Raw genomic sequence first — 17478 nt, 5'->3', positions numbered from 1 at the left:
GAGTTAATAGAATCAGGCATGACGTCTTGTCGGTTTTTTCGCCTGATTATCTATCGATGAAATCGGCGGAAATACGCTACGCAAACGTTTTCTTTTTCTGTTAGAATGCGCCGCGAACAGGATGACGTAGCGGCTTATCGGTAGCATCGTTCATTATTAGGATAGTTCATGGTTTGGGTTGATTACGTCATTATTGGCATCATCGGATTTTCGGCTCTGGTTAGCCTGATCCGGGGGTTTGTTCGCGAAGCGCTGTCGTTAGTAACCTGGGGATGTGCTTTTTTTGTTGCCAGTCATTACTACGCTTACCTCGCGGTCTACTTCACCCGTTTTGATGATGAGCTGGTGCGTAACGGCATTGCGATTGCCATTCTGTTTATTGCAACGTTGATTGTGGGAGCTATCGTCAACTATGTGATTAGTTCACTGGTTGAACGTACCGGATTATCCGGCACCGATCGCGTTCTGGGCATCTGTTTTGGTGCGCTGCGCGGGGTGCTGATCGTTTCCGCACTGCTATTCTTTCTGGATACGTTCACCGGTTTTTCACAAAGTGATGACTGGAAGCAGTCCCAGTTAATCCCGCAGTTCAGTTATATTATCAGGTGGTTTTTTGACTACCTGCAAAGCACGTCAAGTTTCTTGCCGCAGCATTTACCGCTGCGGTAGCGCTGATGAGGAAAAGACACCATGTGCGGTATTGTCGGTATCGCCGGTTTTACACCGGTCAACCAGTCGATTTATGACGCGTTAACGGTGTTGCAACACCGTGGGCAGGATGCTGCGGGTATTGTGACCATCGATGCCTTTAATTGTTTTCGCCTGCGTAAGGCCAATGGCCTGGTTAAAGATGTGTTTGAAGCGCGGCACATGCAACGCTTACAGGGCAACATGGGGCTTGGCCATGTGCGTTATCCGACCGCGGGTAGTTCCAGCGCTTCGGAAGCACAGCCTTTCTATGTTAACTCTCCGTTCGGTATCACGTTGGCTCACAACGGTAACCTGACTAACGCCCACGAACTGCGTAAAAAGCTGTTCGAGCAGGAGCGTCGTCACGTTAACACCACGTCTGATTCTGAAATTCTGCTGAATATTTTCGCCAGAGAGCTGGACCGTTTCCAACACTACCCGCTGGAAGCCGATAATATTTTTGCGGCCGTTGCCGCAACGCACCAGCAAATTCGCGGTGCCTATGCCTGTGTTGGCATGATTATCGGTCACGGCATGGTCGCTTTCCGCGATCCAAACGGGATTCGTCCTCTGGTTATCGGTAAGCGCGATCTGGAAGATGGCCGCAGCGAGTATATGGTAGCGTCAGAAAGTGTCGCGCTGGATACGCTGGGCTTTGAATTTTTACGCGATGTGGCGCCGGGAGAAGCGATCTACATTACGGAAAAAGGGCAGCTGTTTACTCGCCAGTGTGCAGAGAATCCAAAGAGCAATCCGTGCCTGTTCGAATATGTCTACTTCGCGCGCCCGGACTCTTTCATCGATAAAATCTCTGTCTACAGCGCACGTGTCCGCATGGGCCAGAAGCTCGGTGAAAAAATTGCGCGCCAGTGGGAAGATCTCGATATTGATGTCGTGATCCCAATTCCTGAAACCTCTTGTGATATCGCGCTGGAAATCGCGCGCATCATCAACAAGCCGTATCGTCAGGGATTTGTGAAAAACCGCTATGTTGGCCGCACGTTTATCATGCCGGGACAGCAGGCGCGTAAGAAATCGGTACGCCGTAAGCTGAACGCCAACCGTGCTGAGTTCCGTGACAAGAACGTGCTGCTGGTGGATGACTCCATCGTGCGTGGTACAACGTCAGAGCAGATTGTAGAGATGGCGCGTGAAGCAGGGGCCAAGCGTGTTTATCTGGCCTCAGCGGCACCGGAAATTCGCTTCCCTAACGTGTACGGCATCGATATGCCAAGCGTCAATGAGCTGATTGCCCACGGTCGTGAAGTGGATGAAATCTGTAAGATTATTGGTGCCGATGAGCTGATATTCCAGGATCTCGACGATCTGATTGAAGCCGCACGTGAAGATAACCCGGATATCGCTCAGTTTGAATGCTCGGTGTTCAACGGGATTTATGTGACGAAGGATGTCGATCAAGGCTATCTGGATTATCTGGAAGTCTTGCGTAACGACGATGCCAAAGCGCTGCGTAGCCAGAATGAAGTTGAAGATCTGGAATTGCACAACGAAGGTTAACAGCTAGTCGTACATTAAGCTGTGTTGAAGGGGGAGGACGCGAAAGTGTCCTCCCCTTTGTTGTATGTAGAGAAAAGTTGTATGTAGAGAAAAACTTTGTATGGAGAGAAAAATTGCATAGAGAAAGCAGGGTTTCGGTGCTTATCCTTGCTTATCGCTAATCAATGCGGCAAAGTTTGCGCAGATGATTTTTCCGCGTTTCTGCTTACGCGGCCAGCCAGAGGCAGTATGAATGAAGCGACTCATTGTAGGAATTTCCGGTGCCAGCGGCGTCATTTACGGCATCCGACTGCTACAGGTTTTACAGACGCTGGAAGGTATCGAAACGCATCTGATCATGAGTCAGGCCGCCCGGCAGACGCTGGCGTTAGAAACGGATTTTAGCCTGCGTGACGTACAGGCGTTGGCCGATGTGGTACACGACACGCGTGATATTGCTGCCAGTGTCTCTTCCGGGTCGTTTAAAACGGCGGGGATGGTGATTTTACCCTGTTCGATAAAAACCCTTTCCGGCATTGTGCACAGCTACAGCGACAATCTATTGACCCGCGCAGCTGATGTGGTGCTGAAGGAGCGTCGTCCTCTGGTGCTGGGGGTGCGTGAAACGCCGCTGCATTTAGGGCATTTACGGCTGATGACCACCGCCGTTGAGCTAGGGGCGATAATCATGCCGCCGGTGCCTGCATTTTATCATCGCCCAGAAAGTGTGCAGGATATTGTCGATCAGACGGTGAATCGTATTCTGGACCAGTTTGACATCGACCTGCCAAAAGATCTCTTTATCCGCTGGCAAGGTGCGTCGTAGCAGGATAGCGACCTAGGCACGCTATTTTTTTCTCTCGGGGCGGTAGATGTTTACTGCCCTTTTTTTGTGCCTTTTTATCACATTGCACTAATTTTGTGCGCAAAGGCACCAAAATGGTGCGATTGAATTTTTGTATTCATGGCAATGTTATCTATCCTTATTGTTACGCGCCAAAAAATATCCTCTGAAAATATTGCAGAATCAAATGGTTAACCCTTATTTTCTGCGCGCTTCGCCCATGGGGTTTTTACCACATCCCTACGTTCATTGTGGCATGAAAACTGCTACAAAAACGGTAATAGTCGGCGTAGAAAACAAATAGCACTCATATCGTTCATTTTTAAAACAATATACCCTAAATAATTCGAGTTTCAGGAAGGCGGCAAGAGAAGGAATCCCGATGAGCTTACTTAGGTAAGTGATTCGGGTGAGTGAACGCAGCCAACGCACATGCAACTTGAAGTATGACGGGTATAAATCATTCCGACATTGACGACACACGACATCAATCACTTATGATAAGGGTAGCAATATGAAGAAACTGATCAAAGTCTTACCGTTGGCACTCATTCTGGCTGCGGGTAGCGCGATGGCGGAGATTCCGAAGAATATTAAAATTGGTACCGATCCTACCTATGCTCCCTTTGAATCCAAAAACGCCAGCGGCGAACTGGTTGGGTTTGATATCGATCTGGCGAAAGAGCTGTGCAAGCGTATTCAGGCTAACTGTACGTTTGTAGAAAGTGACTTTGATGCGTTAATTCCGTCCCTGAAAGCGAAGAAAATCGATGCCATCATCTCTTCTCTGTCTATCACTGAAAAACGTCAGCAGGAAATTGCTTTCACCGAGAAGCTGTATGCAGCCAATTCACGCCTGATCGCGAAGAAAGGGACGAGCATTGAACCCACGTTGGCTTCTCTGGGCGGCAAGCGTGTTGGCGTATTGCAGGCATCAACACAGGAAGCCTTTGCTAATGCTAACTGGCAGCCGAAAGGCGTTGACGTTGTCGCTTACCAAAATCAGGATCTGATTTATGCCGATCTGGCCGCAGGCCGTATTGATGCAGCCTTTCAGGATGAAGTCGCCGCAAGTGAAGGTTTCCTGAAGTTGGACGCGGGTAAAGACTATGAGTTTGCTGGCCCGGCGGTAAAAGATGACAAATTCTTCGGTGTGGGTACGGGTATGGGTCTGCGCAAAGCGGATACCGAGCTGAAAGCCGCGCTGGATAAAGCTTTTGAAGAAATGCGTAAAGACGGTACCTACGATACCTTCGCGAAAAAATACTTCGATTTTGACGTCTACGGCGGCTAATGTCGCCAAAGTGATGCTCATTTCTTTATCACATATGTAGCGGGATCGTAGGGCATGCGGCACGGGATCGTTCCTCCCGTGTCGTGTTCCTGACTGATGACGCAGCGTGCCATTAACCGCTATTTCAACGGATATCATTGATGCTCTATGGCTATTCCCAGCTAATTCTGGATGGTGCCATCATGACGCTGGAACTGGCAGCGAGTTCGTTACTGCTGGCGCTGGCTATCGGCCTGATTGGCGCGTCGGCGAAGCTGTCTTCCAACCGTCTGCTGGCGGGGTGTTTTTCCTGCTATACCACGCTGATTCGCGGCATTCCCGATCTGGTGCTGATGCTGCTGATTTTCTATGGTCTGCAAATTGCCTTAAACGGCGTGACGGAATCGATCGGTCTGGAGCAGATTGACATCGATCCGTTGACTGCTGGGATTATTACACTGGGCTTTATTTACGGCGCGTATTTCACGGAAACCTTTCGTGGAGCCTATCTTGCCGTGCCGCGCGGGCAAATCGAAGCTGCCGTCGCGTTCGGCTTCTCTCCGATGAAGGTGTTCCGCCGTATTCTGTTTCCTTCCATGATGCGTTTCGCGTTACCGGGCATCGGCAATAACTGGCAGGTGATCCTGAAAGCGACGGCGCTGGTGTCATTGCTTGGCCTGAACGATGTCATTAAGGCGACGCAGCTGGCCGGCAAGGGCACACACGAACCGTTTTATTTTGCGCTGGTTGCTGGGGCGATGTACCTGATTTTTACCACCGTTTCTAACGGCGTGTTGTGGTGGCTGGAAAGACACTATTCGCAGGGAGTCAAAAAAGTAAACTATGAGTGAGATCCTGCAACAATATTGGCAGCCGCTACTGTGGAGCGATGGTTACCGCCTGACTGGGCTGGCGATGACGCTCTGGCTGCTCATTTCTTCGGTGGTTATCGGTGGATTGATGGCACTGCCGCTGGCGATTGCCCGCGTGTCGCCGCGACGCCGGTTCAGCTTTCCGGTTTGGCTATTTACCTATCTGTTCCGCGGCACGCCGCTCTACGTACAGCTTCTGGTGTTCTATTCTGGTGTGTATAGTCTGGAGATTGTGCGCGGCACCGATATGCTGAATGCCTTTTTTCGCAGCGGACTAAACTGTGCCATTTTGGCACTGGCGCTGAATACCTGTGCGTACACGACAGAGATTTTTGCGGGAGCAATCCGCTCGGTACCTCATGGGGAAATTGAAGCGGCCAGAGCATACGGCTTCTCCCGCTTTAAGCAGTATCGCTGCATTATTTTACCGAGTGCACTGCGTATTGCGCTGCCCGCCTACAGCAATGAAGTGATTCTGATGCTGCATTCAACGGCGTTGGCCTTTACCGTGACGGTACCGGATATTCTGAAAATCGCCCGTGATATCAATGCGGCAACCTACCAGCCGTTTTATGCATTTGGTATCGCGGCGGTTATCTATCTGGCGATTTCGTTTGTGTTAATTGGGCTGTTCAGAAAGGCGGAACGGCGCTGGTTACGTCATCTTTATACCCGTTCATCCCATTAAACGCAGGAAAAAAAGAGTATGTCGAATAACAAACTGATGGTGACGGAACTGCGTAAACGTTATGGCCAGCATGAGGTACTGAAAGGGATCTCATTACAGGCGAAAGCGGGTGACGTTATTTCGATTATTGGATCGTCCGGTTCGGGGAAAAGTACCTTACTGCGCTGCATTAATTTTCTGGAAAAACCCTGTGAAGGGGCGATTTACGTCAGCGATCAGGAAATTCGCATGGTGCGCGATACTGACGGGCAGCTGAAGGTTTTTGATAAAAAGCAGCTTCAGATGTTGCGGACGCGTCTGACGATGGTGTTTCAGCACTTTAACCTGTGGAGCTTCATGACGGCGTTGGAAAACGTGATGGAAGCGCCGATTCAGGTATTAGGACTCAGTAAAGCGGAAGCGCGCGAGCGGGCGGTGTTCTATCTGAACAAGGTTGGGATCACGGATGCGGCCCAACAGAAATATCCGTCGGATCTCTCCGGTGGTCAGCAGCAGCGTGTTTCCATTGCACGGGCGTTGGCGATGGAGCCGGAAGTTTTGTTGTTTGATGAACCTACGTCAGCGCTCGATCCCGAACTGGTCGGTGAGGTGTTGCGTATCATGCAGCAGCTTGCGGAGGAAGGGAAAACGATGGTGGTGGTGACGCATGAAATGGAATTTGCCCGCCATGTTTCCAGCCACGTTATTTTCTTGCATCAGGGCGTGATCGAAGAAGAAGGGCCGCCGGATCAGCTGTTCGGTAGCCCGAAAAGTGCGCGTTTACAGCAGTTTTTGTCAGGTGCGTTGAAGTAGGTTTTGGGGCTGATGGTGTGCATTGAGCGATGATAATGGGTAGATCGTAAAGACGCGGTGAATACATCCCTGTACGCTCGAGCCGCGCCATCCCTGGCGCGGACGCTTTACTCTTCTATCCCATTATCATCGTTCCCGTTCTGCGAAAAGGCTACCAGCAACCTGAGATGAATAGTTATCAGCTCGGTTTCTTGATGACGTCCTGTAGGGCTTCTTCCAGCTCAAGGAAGCGGAAATTAAAGCCTGCGGCCTCTAACCGCTGCGGAATGGCGCGCTGTCCGCCCAGTACCAGCGTCGACGCTTCTCCCATCAGTAGTTTGATCGCAAAAGCAGGAGCCCGCAGAAAACCAGGGCGATCCAATACGTGTGCCAGCGTGGCGGAAAATTGTTCATTATGAACCGGGTAGGGCGAAACCATATTGAAAGGGCCGTTTAGTATCGGCTGGTTCAGCAGATAAATAATGCCATTCACCATGTCATCAATATGAATCCACGGCATATATTGCCTGCCGGAACCCATCGGTCCGCCAAGCCCAAGGCTGAAAATCGGCAGCATTTTTGCCAGCGCGCCGCCTTGTGCTGAGAGAACAATGCCAGTGCGCAGCAGGCAGACGCGGGTTTTATCGCTTTCGGCGGACTGTGCCAGTGCTTCCCAGCGTGCGCACAGATGATGTGTGAATTCATCGACCGGGGATTCATCTTCCGTGACCAGCGCTTCCCCCTGATCGCCATAATACCCGACAGCGGAACCTGAGATAAAAACGGCTGGCGGCTCACTGCTGGCTTTTATCAGCGTGGCAAGCTGCTCGGTGATATTCCAACGGCTCTTTGCCAGACGCTGCTTTTGCTGTGGTGTCCACCGTTTGTCGGCGATAGGTTCGCCCGCCAGATTGATGACGCCGTCAAAGCCGTTCAGTGAAGTGATATTACTCAACGTGGACCAATATTCCACCTGATTGCCGAGAACGCCTCGGGCGCGCTCCGGATCGCGTGTCAGTACCGTGATGTGATGGGAAAGCAGCTGTAATTGTTGGATAAGATGGTGGCCAATAAGGCCGGTTCCGCCTGTTATGAGTAGTTGCATCGCTCCGCCTCTCCCTATCTTTATGCCTTGTGATAACGCAGGGTCATGGAAACCGAATCGGCGTATCGCAGGGCAAACGGTTTATCGACTTCTACTTCAGCATAGGTGATCCATTCGTGATCGCTGGCGATGTTGAGCACATCTTGCGTTAATTTTTCCAGCAAAGCGAAGCGGTTATCTTCCACGTGGCGAATAATGCTTTTGGTGATGGTGCGGTAGTTCAGCGCATCCGCGATATTCTCGCTGTTGCGTGCCTGTTCTGCTGGGTAGTGAATCACAACGTTGATGATCACATCCTGCTTATTCGTGATTTCTTCATCTTTGATACCGATGAAGGTGCGCAGCCGCAGATTTTTTATACGAATAATGGCGTCAGAATAGTGATGTGGCATTGCTCGGCCCTCGGTTGCTTCTGTTACTGCGACTAAACCGCAGCGTCAGGGGGTATCGTTAACGACAATATGTTGATTACCATAGCAGAAGATACCCAAAGGCCGAATGAGATGATGCCAGAATTTTATTGCTCGGCGAGCTGGTAAGCCCGTTGCGTTGCCGGACGCTCACTGATACGCGTATACCATGCCTTCACCGCTGGGTAGTCATCAAGATCGACACGCTGGCGGGCATAAGAAACCACCCACGGGTAGGTCGCGATATCAGCGATGCTGTAATTTTCTCCTGCCAGCCAAGGGCTGTCTTGCAGATGTTTATCCAGCACGCGGTACAGGCGCTGTGTCTCCTGCTGATAGCGTTCAATGGCGTAAGGCACGGGCTGAGGCGCATAGTGGTTAAAATGATGATTCTGCCCTAGCATCGGCCCGAAACCGGCGACCTGCCAGAACAGCCATTGCAGTGTGGCTGTACGCTCACGTAATGAGGTGCTCAGCAGCACGCCGTGTTTTTCCGCCAGATAGAGCAGGATAGCGCCGGATTCAAACAGGCTAATCGGCGTGTCACCTTCCGCAGGCTGCGTATCGACAATCGCGGGAATCTTGTTGTTAGGCGAGATAGCCAGAAACTCTGGTCGAAACTGTTCGCCTTTGCTGATATTCACGCGGTGGAGCTGGTAGGGGAGATTAGCTTCTTCCAGAAACAGGGTGATCTTGTGCCCGTTAGGGGTTGGTGCGTAATACAGGTCAATCATGAATCAAGTCTCCGTTTTAATTCAGAAAAACATCATGGACTGTATGGCAGTTGATCGCTTCAGAGAGCGATGCGCTGTCAGAATTGCGTATTGAGGAACGGGCTCTTACCCTACCACTTCTGCGAGTGAAAAATAAGCGATGACGCACTTCGTAGCACGATCTTTACCGGAAGCACGTTGCCAACTTTGGTAGACTACGTCCGATAAAGGATGCGGGTATTGTCGATGTAACCTTGTTGATATAAACGTTGTGGAGATAACGATGAAGTTGATGTTTGCGTCCGATATACATGGTTCTCTCAGCGCGACAGAGCGCGTGCTGACGATCTTTGAGCAGAGTCATGCCGACTGGCTTATTTTATTGGGTGATTTTCTCAATCATGGCCCGCGCAACCCGCTGCCGGAGAACTATCAGCCTGCGGAAGTGGCTGCCCGACTGAACGCTTATGCATCACGCATCATTGCCGTACGAGGGAACTGCGACAGCGAGGTTGATCAGATGCTGTTGACCTTTCCGATAACGGCACCCTGGCAACATGTGCTATTGCCGCAGAATCGCCTTTTCCTGACGCACGGTCATCTTTATCATCCAGAGAATATGCCACCGCTACACGCGGGGGATGTTCTGGTATATGGTCATACCCATATCCCGGTTGCTGAGCAACGCGGTGAATATTATTTTTTCAATCCCGGCTCTGTGAGCTTGCCGAAAGGGGGATACCCCGCGAGCTACGGTTTACTTGAACAAGACGAGCTGCGGGTTCTGCCGTTACACGGCGGCGAGCCTATTGCACAGGTCGCGATTAGGCACTAATTTAGCGTATATCCTGTTTTTGACCTTGAATAACGGCAAGGCAGCAGGGAATATTCACAGCAAAGTTCGATCATTTAAAACAGATGCGCGTAGCAACGTGCCAATACTAAAGGGTTTCAGAGGATGGCGGAACAAAGTCAGGCAGCAGGCACAGAGTGGGTTGATATCGTCAATGAAAACAACGAGGTAATTGCTCAGTCAAGTCGTCAGCAGATGCGTGCGCAGAGTCTTCGTCATCGTGCCACTTACATTGTTGTGCATGATGGAATGGGTAAAATTCTGGTGCAGCGCCGGACGAAAATCAAAGATTTCTATCCAGGCTGGCTGGATGCGACCGCTGGCGGCGTAGTGCAAAGCGGTGAGCAAATGCTGGAATCCGCACGTCGTGAAGCTGAAGAGGAGCTTGGCATTGCGGGCGTGCCGTTTGCAGAACACGGTTTGTTCTATTACGAAGGCGAGAATTGCCGGGTATGGGGCGGGCTGTTTAGCTGCGTCACCCACGGGCCGTTTGCGCTACAGGAAGAAGAGGTTGATGAGGTCAGCTGGCTGACGCCGCAAGAGATCACTGCACGCTGCGATGAGTTTACGCCAGATTCGCTGAAAGCCCTGTCACTGTGGCTGACGCGCCATAGCGATCAGGAATATGGCAAGCCGATTTCACGTAAGCTGAACGAAGCGGTAGAAGCCGCTGCAGCACCCGTTGTGAATGATAAAAACAGTCATGATGAAAATGCTCATGATGAAAACGACAGCAACGTCATCACTTCATCTGACGCTGATTCACAGAAATAATACCGCTCCTATCTCGCCGCTGCTTTTCCCCGCAGCGGCATCTATTTTTTCCGAGTGATGAACTGCGGGTTATCACTCAGGAACATGAATACTCTTCTTGATGTCCTTCAGGTAAATCACGATGGTGAACGTCATGATCACCAGCAAAGCCCACGAACTCCATTTCCCTACGTGAACCATCGACCAGGCTCCGAGTTGTTCTGGATAGCTCCAGATACTGAAAAACGTACTGATATTTTCAGCCAGCCAGATGAAAAAGCCGATCAGAATAAAGGCCAAGGACAGCGGCATCCGTCGTTCCCGATCGTAAGGCGTGAAGATGACGGTAGTGCGCGCATAGAGCCCGACGGCGAGTGCAGCAATGTACCAGCGATAATCGCCGATGTAGTGGTGGGTGAAGAAATTGGCATAAATGAGTAGCGCGACCAGCGTTGCCAGCCAGTAGGGCGGGTGATGGCGAATTTTAAGATCGAATAGCCGCCAGGACTGAATGATATAGCTACCAACAGAGGCGTACATGAATCCGGCAAACAGCGGCACACCCAGTACCTTGGTGTAGGCGAAATCAGGATAAGACCAGGAACGAATACCTGATGAGGTTTTAAACACCTCAAGCGCAAAACCTACGAGGTGAAACAGCGTAACGGCTTTTAACTCATCCCAGGTTTCCAGCTTGCTGGCGATCATCCATCCCTGAATCACAATGGCAAAGATCAACAGCAAATCATAGCGCGGGATGCCGAACCAGCCGGCTTTCGGTACGCTAAAAACGGCAAGAAAGAACAGACCAACGAAGAGGCACGCGCGGGCTTCTTTGATGCCGAAATAGAGAAATTCAATCAAAAAACGGGTTAGCCCTGTTGGCGATGAAGGCGTGATCCCTTTTTCCAACTGCTGCTGAAAGTGTTGATCCAATAATCGTATTACAGTCATCCATAGACCCTGTTTATGGTTATTCTTGAGCCTGCTCGGTATGGTTTTTTGTGCGGAGAGCAATAAAAAATGCCAGCGCTGAGGCTGGCATAGAAGATAACAGAATTAATCTGAATATATCCGTCATACTTCAAGCTGATTGCGCGTTGGCTGCCTTTACTCACCCCAGTCACTTACTTTAGTAAGCTCCTGGGGATTCGTGCAGTTGCCGCCTGCAAGCAACTCGAATTATTTAGGGTATAGATTAGAGCTGTGTAGCCTGAATTGCGGTCAGGGCAACGGTGTAAACGATGTCGTCTACCAGTGCGCCACGAGACAGGTCGTTAACCGGTTTGCGCATGCCTTGCAGCATTGGCCCGATGGAGATCAGGTCGGCAGAACGCTGTACCGCTTTGTACGTGGTGTTACCGGTGTTCAGGTCAGGGAAGATGAACACGGTAGCTTTACCCGCAACTGGCGAGTTAGGCGCTTTGGACTGTGCAACGTCAGCCATGATAGCGGCGTCGTACTGCAGCGGACCATCGATGACCAGATCAGGGCGTTTTTCCTGCGCCAGACGGGTTGCTTCACGCACTTTCTCAACATCGCTACCCGCGCCGGAATTACCAGTAGAGTAAGAGATCATCGCAACGCGTGGGTCGATACCGAAGGCGGTAGCGGAGTCTGCAGACTGGATAGCGATTTCAGCCAATTGCTCAGCCGTTGGATCTGGGTTGATGGCGCAGTCGCCGTAAACCAGAACCTGCTCAGGCAGCAGCATGAAGAACACAGAAGACACCAGCGAGCTGCCCGGTGCAGTTTTGATCAGCTGCAACGGCGGACGGATGGTGTTAGCGGTGGTATGAACGGCACCAGAAACCAGACCGTCAACTTCGCCCTGTTCCAGCATCAGCGTACCCAGAACCACGTTGTCTTCGAGCTGTTCGCGCGCAACCACTTCGGTCATGCCCTTGCTCTTACGCAGCTCAACCAGACGTGCAACATAGCGCTCACGCACGACAATCGGATCGACGATTTCGATGCCTTTGCCCAGTTCTACGCCCTGAGCGGCAGCAACACGTTGAATCTCTTCTGGGTTACCGATCAGCACACAGTGAGCAATACCGCGTTCAGCACAGATAGCAGCGGCTTTAACGGTACGTGGTTCATCACCTTCTGGCAGAACGATGCGTTTGCCTGCTTTACGCGCCAGCTCGGTCAGCTGATAGCGGAACGCCGGTGGAGACAGACGACGTGAACGCTCAGATTCTGCGCTCAGGGAGTCGATCCACTGGGTATCGATGTGGCGCGCAACGTATTCCTGCACTTTCTCAACACGTTGACGGTCATCAGCCGGTACTTCAAGGTTGAAGCTTTGCAGGCTGAGTGAGGTCTGCCAGGTGTTGGTGTTGACCATAAATACAGGCAGGCCGGTCTGGAAGGCGCGCTCGCACAGCTTGGCAATGTTCGGATCCATTTCGTAGCCGCCAGTCAGCAGCAGAGCACCGATTTCCACGCCATTCATGGCAGCCAGACAGGCAGCAACCAGAACATCAGGACGGTCAGCAGACGTCACCAGCAGTGAGCCCGGACGGAAATGCTCCAGCATGTGAGGAATGCTGCGTGCGCAGAAGGTCACAGACTTAACGCGACGCGTCTGAATGTCACCTTCGTTGACGATACGAGCATTCAGGTGCTTCGCCATATCGATAGCGCGCGTGGCGATCAGGTCAAAGCTCCACGGGATGCAGCCCAGAACCGGCAGTGGGCTGTTAGCAAACAGCTGCTTCGGATCGATGTTGGCAACGCTGGCTTTCGTGGAGTCATCAAAGATTTCAGACAGGTCAGGGCGAGTACGTCCCTGTTCGTCTACCGGCGCATTCAGTTTGTTGATGATCACGCCAGTGATGTTTTTGTTTTTGCTGCCGCCGAAGCTGGAACGCGCCAGTTCGATACGGTCTTTCAGCTGTGCCGGGGAATCGTTACCCAGCGCCAGTACGAAGACGATTTCTGCGTTCAGCGTTTTGGCGATTTCATAGTTCAATGCGTTAGCAAACTGGTGCTTACGGGTAGGAACCAGACCTTCAACCAGAACGACTTCAGCATCTTTGGTATTTTCGTGATAGCGCGCGATGATTTCTTCCATCAGCACGTCTTGCTGGTTGGAGCTCAGCAGGGCTTCAACGCGGCTCATCGCCAGCGGCTCGGCGGCGCTGATGGCGGAATTCGCACGAATAATGGTAGTCGTTTGATCTGGCGTATTGTCGCCACTGCGCGGCTGGGCGATAGGTTTGAACACGCTCAGGCGAACGCCTTTCTGTTCCATGGAGCGGATGACACCCAGGCTGACGCTTGTCAGACCAACGCTGGTGCCAGTTGGGATCAACATGATTATACGGGACACGGCCGAACCTCTTTACGGTTGCTCGTTAGTCAAAAACAACACCGTCAGCCTTGGCTGACGGTGTTGGGAGTTACGTGTTTTACGCGGTCAGACGGTAAGCGTCTTCGGCGATGACCAACTCTTCATTGGTCGGGATAACCAGCGCAGGGCGGGTGCCATCTTTAGCGATGTTGCCACCTTTACCGAAGCGTGCGGCCAGGTTGCGTTCGTGATCGATGTCAAAGCCCAGCAGGCCCAGTTTTTTCAGCGACAGTTCACGAACCATTGCGGCGTTTTCACCGATACCACCGGTGAAGATGACGGCATCCAGACGGCCTTCCATCAGTGCAGCGTAAGAACCGATATATTTCGCCAGACGGTGGCAGTAAACGTCCATTGCACGTTTAGCGTCAGCTTTCGTTTCGTAGTTATCTTCAACGTAGCGGCAGTCGCTGGTCACTTCAGTCAGACCCAGCAGACCAGATTCTTTGGTCATCAGGGTGTTGATGCTATCAATGTCCATGCCCAGTGCGTCGTGCAGGTGGAAAATCACAGCTGGGTCGATATCGCCGCAGCGCGTACCCATCACCAGACCTTCCAGCGGCGTCAGACCCATAGAGGTGTCAACGCATTCGCCATTACGGATTGCAGTAACGGAACCACCGTTGCCCAGGTGGCAAGTGATCACGTTCAGCTCTTCTACTGGTTTGTTCAGCACTTTAGCGGCTTCACGAGAAACAAAGTAGTGGCTGGTGCCGTGGAAACCGTAGCGACGGATGTGGTTTTCTTTATACAGTTTGTACGGCAGTGCATAAAGGTAGGATTCTTCCGGCATGGTCTGGTGGAACGCGGTGTCGAAAACAGCGACGTTCTTATCAGCCAGGTGCGGGAAAGATTTCAGTGCTTCGTCGATGCCGATCAGGTGCGCCGGGTTGTGCAGAGGTGCAAAAGGTACGGAATCTTTGATACCCTGAAGAACATCATCAGTGATGATCGCGGATTGGGTGAACTTCTCACCGCCGTGAACGATACGGTGACCAATAGCAACCAGTTGAGCTGACAGCTCCGGTTTCTGAGACAGAATGGTATTGACGATGAAGTTCAGCGCTTCGCTGTGAGCTGCACCGGCACCCAGTTCGGCGTCTTGTTTACTGCCGTCCATTTTCCATTTGATGCGGGCTTCAGGCAGGTTGAAACACTCGGCTAAACCAGACAGGTACTCTTCTCCGTTAATCGCATCGATGATCGCGAATTTCAGGGATGAACTACCGCAGTTAAGAACCAGTACTAACTTACTCGACATGGAAGTACCTACTTGTTATACATGGTTAAAAAAATGTCATACAGGGCATAGCGTATCGCATGCCGCCGCTGGCATTTATGATTAACATCATACCTTGGTGTGATACACCAGACACGATGATGAAATAGGGTCGATACTATGATGTAGGTTATATCGGATAATCGATACAACTAATCTCTACAACAACGTGACATCGACCTAGTGTAAACCGCAGCTTTTAAAGCGATGGATAACCGCGTTAATGGCCGTTGGCTGCGCTTATGTCGCGAAGGGAATTATACTCCTTGCGTGTAGTCATACTACTTTAGGTATACAGCGGCCAAAAGGCCGATCTAGGATACCGATAGCGTAGGCTAAACACAAAATATATTTTAACCTTATCAACTCGAGTTGTTGATTTGTGCAAAAGTTTTATTTTTTATCTGTAAAGTTGAGGTGTGGCTATGGCGACGAAACCAGACAGTAGAATCAGTTGGCTACAGCTACTCCAACGTGGGCAGCATTACATGAAAACGTGGCCAGCAGAAAAGCGGCTGGCGCCCGTATTTCCTGAAAACCGTGTGGCGCAAGCGACACGGTTCGGTATCCGCATCATGCCGCCGCTGGCGGTGTTTACCTTAACGTGGCAGATTGCGCTCGGTGGTCAGCTCGGCCCGGCCATCGCCACCGCGCTGTTTGCCTGTAGCCTGCCGTTGCAGGGGCTCTGGTGGCTTGGCCGCCGTTCTGTGACGCCTTTACCGCCGACGCTCGCGCAATGGTTCCATGAGATTCGCCATAAGCTAGTGGAGTCAGGACAGGCATTAGCACCATTGGAAGAAGCGCCGACTTACCAAGCGTTGGCGGATGTGCTGAAGCGTGCGTTTAACCAGCTTGATAAAACCTTCCTGGATGATTTGTGATCGGCGTCAGGCTGTGTGCGGGTTGATGGCTATTTTGTTCTTTCCCCTGTTTCAAATCAAAGAAGCGGTGGCTACCGCTACCGTGACACGATTCAGTATGCGATTCTGAGGCCAATACCTATTTAGCGATATTGGCTTACCCCAAAAAGGGTTCAGGAGAGCAACATGGAAATGACAAATGCCCAGAGATTGATCCTTTCAAATCAATATAAAATGATGACGATGCTCGATCCCGACAACGCCGAGCGCTATCGCCGGTTACAAACGATTATCGAGCGTGGCTATGGTTTGCAGATGCGCGAACTGGACCGTGAGTTTGGTGAGCTGACCGAAGAGGTTTGCCGCGCGATTATTAACATCATGGAAATGCATCATGCCTTGCAGGTGTCGTGGACCAATCTGAAAGATAAGCAGGATTTGGATGAACGCCGCCTGACCTTCCTGGGCTTTGATGCCGCAACGGAAGCACGTTATCTCGGCTTTGTACGCTTTATGGTACATGTCGAAGGTCGCTATCCCCATTTTGATGCGGGTACGCATGGGTTCAACGCTCAGACAAAAATGTGGGATAAATACAACAGAATGCTGGCTGTCTGGCAATCCTGCCCACGCCAGTATCACTTGAGTGCGGTTGAGATCGCACAGATCATCAACGCCTGATTAATGAAAAAGGGGCTTTCTGTGGAGTGTAAAGGTTTTCTGTTCGACCTCGATGGTACGCTGGTTGATTCACTGCCTGCGGTAGAACGTGCGTGGATCAACTGGGCAAAAGATCACGATATTGAACCACAGGAAGTGCTGGATTTTATTCATGGCAAGCAGGCAATTACGTCCCTGCGTCACTTTCTTCAAGGGCAGAGCGAAGAAACGATTCAACAAGAGTTTGATGCGCTAGAGAAAACAGAAGCGTCTGATACGCAGGGCATTGTTGCCATGCCAGGGGCGAAGGCGCTGTTGGAACGTTTGGATGCACTGGATATTCCCTGGGCGATTGTGACATCCGGCACGGTGCCGATTGCCAGCGCCCGTCATCATCGTGGAGAACTGCCTGCTCCTCGTTCCTTTATTACGGCGGAGCAGGTTGCCAAAGGTAAACCTCACCCTGATGCCTATCTACTTGGCGCACAGCAGCTAGGGCTGAAGCCGGAAGAGTGTGTTGTTGTCGAAGATGCGCCAGCGGGCGTGCTATCGGGTCTGGCGGCTGGCTGCAAGGTTATTGCGGTGAAGGCACCTGCGGATACGCCGAAGCTGGATCAGGTCGATCTGATCCTTGATTCGCTGGAGCAGATAGAAATAGAACAATTACCGAACGGCGCTAAGGTACTTCTGCGCCAGTAGGTTGTCTGTAACATAATGACAAAACTGTGACTAAATATGATCAAACCTCGCATCTGCGAGGTTTTTTTATGGCAGACTATACCCGTCATACTTCAAGCTGCATGTGCGTTGGCTTCCCTTACTCACCCCAGTCACTTACTTGTGTAAGCTCCC

At 51.4% G+C, this 17478-nt stretch carries 18 protein-coding genes; 12 read left to right on the top strand and 6 right to left on the bottom strand.

Annotated features, from left to right (window positions below; all coding sequences use genetic code 11):
• Nucleotides 1–168 precede the first annotated feature (168 nt).
• From cvpA to hisP, 7 genes are all read left to right on the top strand, one after another.
• Entirely contained in the window at nucleotides 169–669 is a 501-nt protein-coding gene (gene cvpA, locus HP572_RS12795; RefSeq protein ID WP_010298532.1) for a colicin V production protein, read from the top strand.
• 21 nt (nucleotides 670–690) lie between these two features.
• Nucleotides 691–2208, top strand: a complete 1518-nt coding sequence (purF, locus tag HP572_RS12790; protein ID WP_010285044.1) for an amidophosphoribosyltransferase — start codon at nucleotides 691–693, stop codon at nucleotides 2206–2208.
• A 232-nt stretch (nucleotides 2209–2440) separates the two neighbouring features.
• Complete coding sequence (locus HP572_RS12785) at nucleotides 2441–3013, top strand: UbiX family flavin prenyltransferase (protein WP_010285043.1); 573 nt, start codon at nucleotides 2441–2443, stop codon at nucleotides 3011–3013.
• 532 nt (nucleotides 3014–3545) lie between these two features.
• Entirely contained in the window at nucleotides 3546–4325 is a 780-nt protein-coding gene (locus tag HP572_RS12780; RefSeq protein ID WP_010285040.1) for a lysine/arginine/ornithine ABC transporter substrate-binding protein, read from the top strand.
• Between the two features lie 140 nt (nucleotides 4326–4465).
• Nucleotides 4466–5155: a histidine ABC transporter permease HisQ gene (locus tag HP572_RS12775; protein WP_240583388.1), complete on the top strand. Its 690-nt coding sequence runs from the start codon at nucleotides 4466–4468 to the stop codon at nucleotides 5153–5155.
• Nucleotides 5148–5864: an ABC transporter permease gene (locus tag HP572_RS12770; RefSeq protein WP_240583387.1), complete on the top strand. Its 717-nt coding sequence runs from the start codon at nucleotides 5148–5150 to the stop codon at nucleotides 5862–5864. Before HP572_RS12775 ends, HP572_RS12770 begins: the two co-directional genes overlap by 8 nt.
• A gap of 18 nt (nucleotides 5865–5882) precedes the next feature.
• A complete protein-coding gene (hisP, locus tag HP572_RS12765; RefSeq protein WP_039471302.1) occupies nucleotides 5883–6656 on the top strand; it encodes a histidine ABC transporter ATP-binding protein HisP in 774 nt (257 codons plus the stop codon).
• Nucleotides 6657–6834: 178 nt separating this feature from the next.
• Here hisP and HP572_RS12760 read toward each other — a convergent pair whose 3' ends face one another.
• The 3 genes from HP572_RS12760 to yfcG all read right to left on the bottom strand — a co-directional run bounded on the left by HP572_RS12760 (nucleotide 6835) and on the right by yfcG (nucleotide 8884).
• Nucleotides 6835–7740, bottom strand: coding sequence for a TIGR01777 family oxidoreductase (locus tag HP572_RS12760; RefSeq protein ID WP_240583386.1), 906 nt, complete (start codon nucleotides 7738–7740; stop codon nucleotides 6835–6837).
• 20 nt (nucleotides 7741–7760) lie between these two features.
• Nucleotides 7761–8132: a dihydroneopterin triphosphate 2'-epimerase gene (gene folX / locus HP572_RS12755; protein ID WP_010278945.1), complete on the bottom strand. Its 372-nt coding sequence runs from the start codon at nucleotides 8130–8132 to the stop codon at nucleotides 7761–7763.
• A 125-nt stretch (nucleotides 8133–8257) separates the two neighbouring features.
• Complete coding sequence (gene yfcG / locus HP572_RS12750) at nucleotides 8258–8884, bottom strand: GSH-dependent disulfide bond oxidoreductase (protein ID WP_039503743.1); 627 nt, start codon at nucleotides 8882–8884, stop codon at nucleotides 8258–8260.
• 262 nt (nucleotides 8885–9146) lie between these two features.
• On the opposite strand from yfcG, the gene yfcE reads away from it, so the two are divergent.
• Both yfcE and yfcD read left to right on the top strand, forming a co-directional pair.
• On the top strand, nucleotides 9147–9698 hold the full coding sequence (gene yfcE / locus HP572_RS12745) for a phosphodiesterase (RefSeq protein WP_240583385.1): 552 nt from the start codon (nucleotides 9147–9149) through the stop codon (nucleotides 9696–9698).
• Between the two features lie 123 nt (nucleotides 9699–9821).
• Complete coding sequence (gene yfcD, locus HP572_RS12740) at nucleotides 9822–10490, top strand: NUDIX hydrolase YfcD (RefSeq protein ID WP_240583384.1); 669 nt, start codon at nucleotides 9822–9824, stop codon at nucleotides 10488–10490.
• A gap of 72 nt (nucleotides 10491–10562) precedes the next feature.
• Here yfcD and HP572_RS12735 read toward each other — a convergent pair whose 3' ends face one another.
• From HP572_RS12735 to ackA, 3 genes are all read right to left on the bottom strand, one after another.
• Nucleotides 10563–11423: a DUF817 domain-containing protein gene (locus tag HP572_RS12735; RefSeq protein ID WP_240583383.1), complete on the bottom strand. Its 861-nt coding sequence runs from the start codon at nucleotides 11421–11423 to the stop codon at nucleotides 10563–10565.
• Nucleotides 11424–11667: 244 nt separating this feature from the next.
• Nucleotides 11668–13806, bottom strand: a complete 2139-nt coding sequence (pta, locus tag HP572_RS12730) for a phosphate acetyltransferase (protein ID WP_240583382.1) — start codon at nucleotides 13804–13806, stop codon at nucleotides 11668–11670.
• Nucleotides 13807–13885: 79 nt separating this feature from the next.
• Entirely contained in the window at nucleotides 13886–15088 is a 1203-nt protein-coding gene (gene ackA, locus HP572_RS12725) for an acetate kinase (protein WP_205549882.1), read from the bottom strand.
• A gap of 443 nt (nucleotides 15089–15531) precedes the next feature.
• Between ackA and yfbV the strand changes: the two genes are divergently transcribed.
• The 3 genes from yfbV to HP572_RS12710 all read left to right on the top strand — a co-directional run bounded on the left by yfbV (nucleotide 15532) and on the right by HP572_RS12710 (nucleotide 17325).
• Nucleotides 15532–15987 (top strand): terminus macrodomain insulation protein YfbV, encoded by a 456-nt coding sequence (gene yfbV / locus HP572_RS12720; RefSeq protein ID WP_039515367.1) that lies wholly within the window; start codon nucleotides 15532–15534, stop codon nucleotides 15985–15987.
• A 165-nt stretch (nucleotides 15988–16152) separates the two neighbouring features.
• Complete coding sequence (locus tag HP572_RS12715; RefSeq protein WP_039464986.1) at nucleotides 16153–16647, top strand: YfbU family protein; 495 nt, start codon at nucleotides 16153–16155, stop codon at nucleotides 16645–16647.
• 21 nt (nucleotides 16648–16668) lie between these two features.
• The gene (locus HP572_RS12710; protein WP_240583381.1) at nucleotides 16669–17325 is read left to right on the top strand and encodes a sugar phosphatase; all 657 of its coding nucleotides are present in this window, start codon (nucleotides 16669–16671) and stop codon (nucleotides 17323–17325) included.
• Nucleotides 17326–17478: the final 153 nt, after the last annotated feature.

Origin of the sequence: Pectobacterium sp. PL64 (assembly GCF_022477975.1) — a bacterium.
GTDB classification, from domain to species: Bacteria; Pseudomonadota; Gammaproteobacteria; order Enterobacterales; family Enterobacteriaceae; genus Pectobacterium; species Pectobacterium jejuense.
This window is presented reverse-complemented; position numbering and strand designations above follow the sequence as displayed.

Bases quoted from the DNA above. Each gene is read 5' to 3' on its own strand.
- hisP (WP_039471302.1), top strand. From the start codon at position 5,883: ATGTCGAATAACAAACTGATGGTGACGGAACTGCGTAAACGTTATGGC.
- folX (WP_010278945.1), bottom strand. From the start codon at position 8,132: ATGCCACATCACTATTCTGACGCCATTATTCGTATAAAAAATCTGCGG.
- yfbV (WP_039515367.1), top strand. From the start codon at position 15,532: ATGGCGACGAAACCAGACAGTAGAATCAGTTGGCTACAGCTACTCCAA.
- ackA (WP_205549882.1), bottom strand. From the start codon at position 15,088: ATGTCGAGTAAGTTAGTACTGGTTCTTAACTGCGGTAGTTCATCCCTG.
- yfcD (WP_240583384.1), top strand. From the start codon at position 9,822: ATGGCGGAACAAAGTCAGGCAGCAGGCACAGAGTGGGTTGATATCGTC.
- yfcE (WP_240583385.1), top strand. From the start codon at position 9,147: ATGAAGTTGATGTTTGCGTCCGATATACATGGTTCTCTCAGCGCGACA.
- yfcG (WP_039503743.1), bottom strand. From the start codon at position 8,884: ATGATTGACCTGTATTACGCACCAACCCCTAACGGGCACAAGATCACC.
- HP572_RS12760 (WP_240583386.1), bottom strand. From the start codon at position 7,740: ATGCAACTACTCATAACAGGCGGAACCGGCCTTATTGGCCACCATCTT.
- HP572_RS12735 (WP_240583383.1), bottom strand. From the start codon at position 11,423: ATGACTGTAATACGATTATTGGATCAACACTTTCAGCAGCAGTTGGAA.
- purF (WP_010285044.1), top strand. From the start codon at position 691: ATGTGCGGTATTGTCGGTATCGCCGGTTTTACACCGGTCAACCAGTCG.
- HP572_RS12785 (WP_010285043.1), top strand. From the start codon at position 2,441: ATGAAGCGACTCATTGTAGGAATTTCCGGTGCCAGCGGCGTCATTTAC.
- HP572_RS12770 (WP_240583387.1), top strand. From the start codon at position 5,148: ATGAGTGAGATCCTGCAACAATATTGGCAGCCGCTACTGTGGAGCGAT.
- HP572_RS12780 (WP_010285040.1), top strand. From the start codon at position 3,546: ATGAAGAAACTGATCAAAGTCTTACCGTTGGCACTCATTCTGGCTGCG.
- HP572_RS12715 (WP_039464986.1), top strand. From the start codon at position 16,153: ATGGAAATGACAAATGCCCAGAGATTGATCCTTTCAAATCAATATAAA.
- cvpA (WP_010298532.1), top strand. From the start codon at position 169: ATGGTTTGGGTTGATTACGTCATTATTGGCATCATCGGATTTTCGGCT.
- HP572_RS12775 (WP_240583388.1), top strand. From the start codon at position 4,466: ATGCTCTATGGCTATTCCCAGCTAATTCTGGATGGTGCCATCATGACG.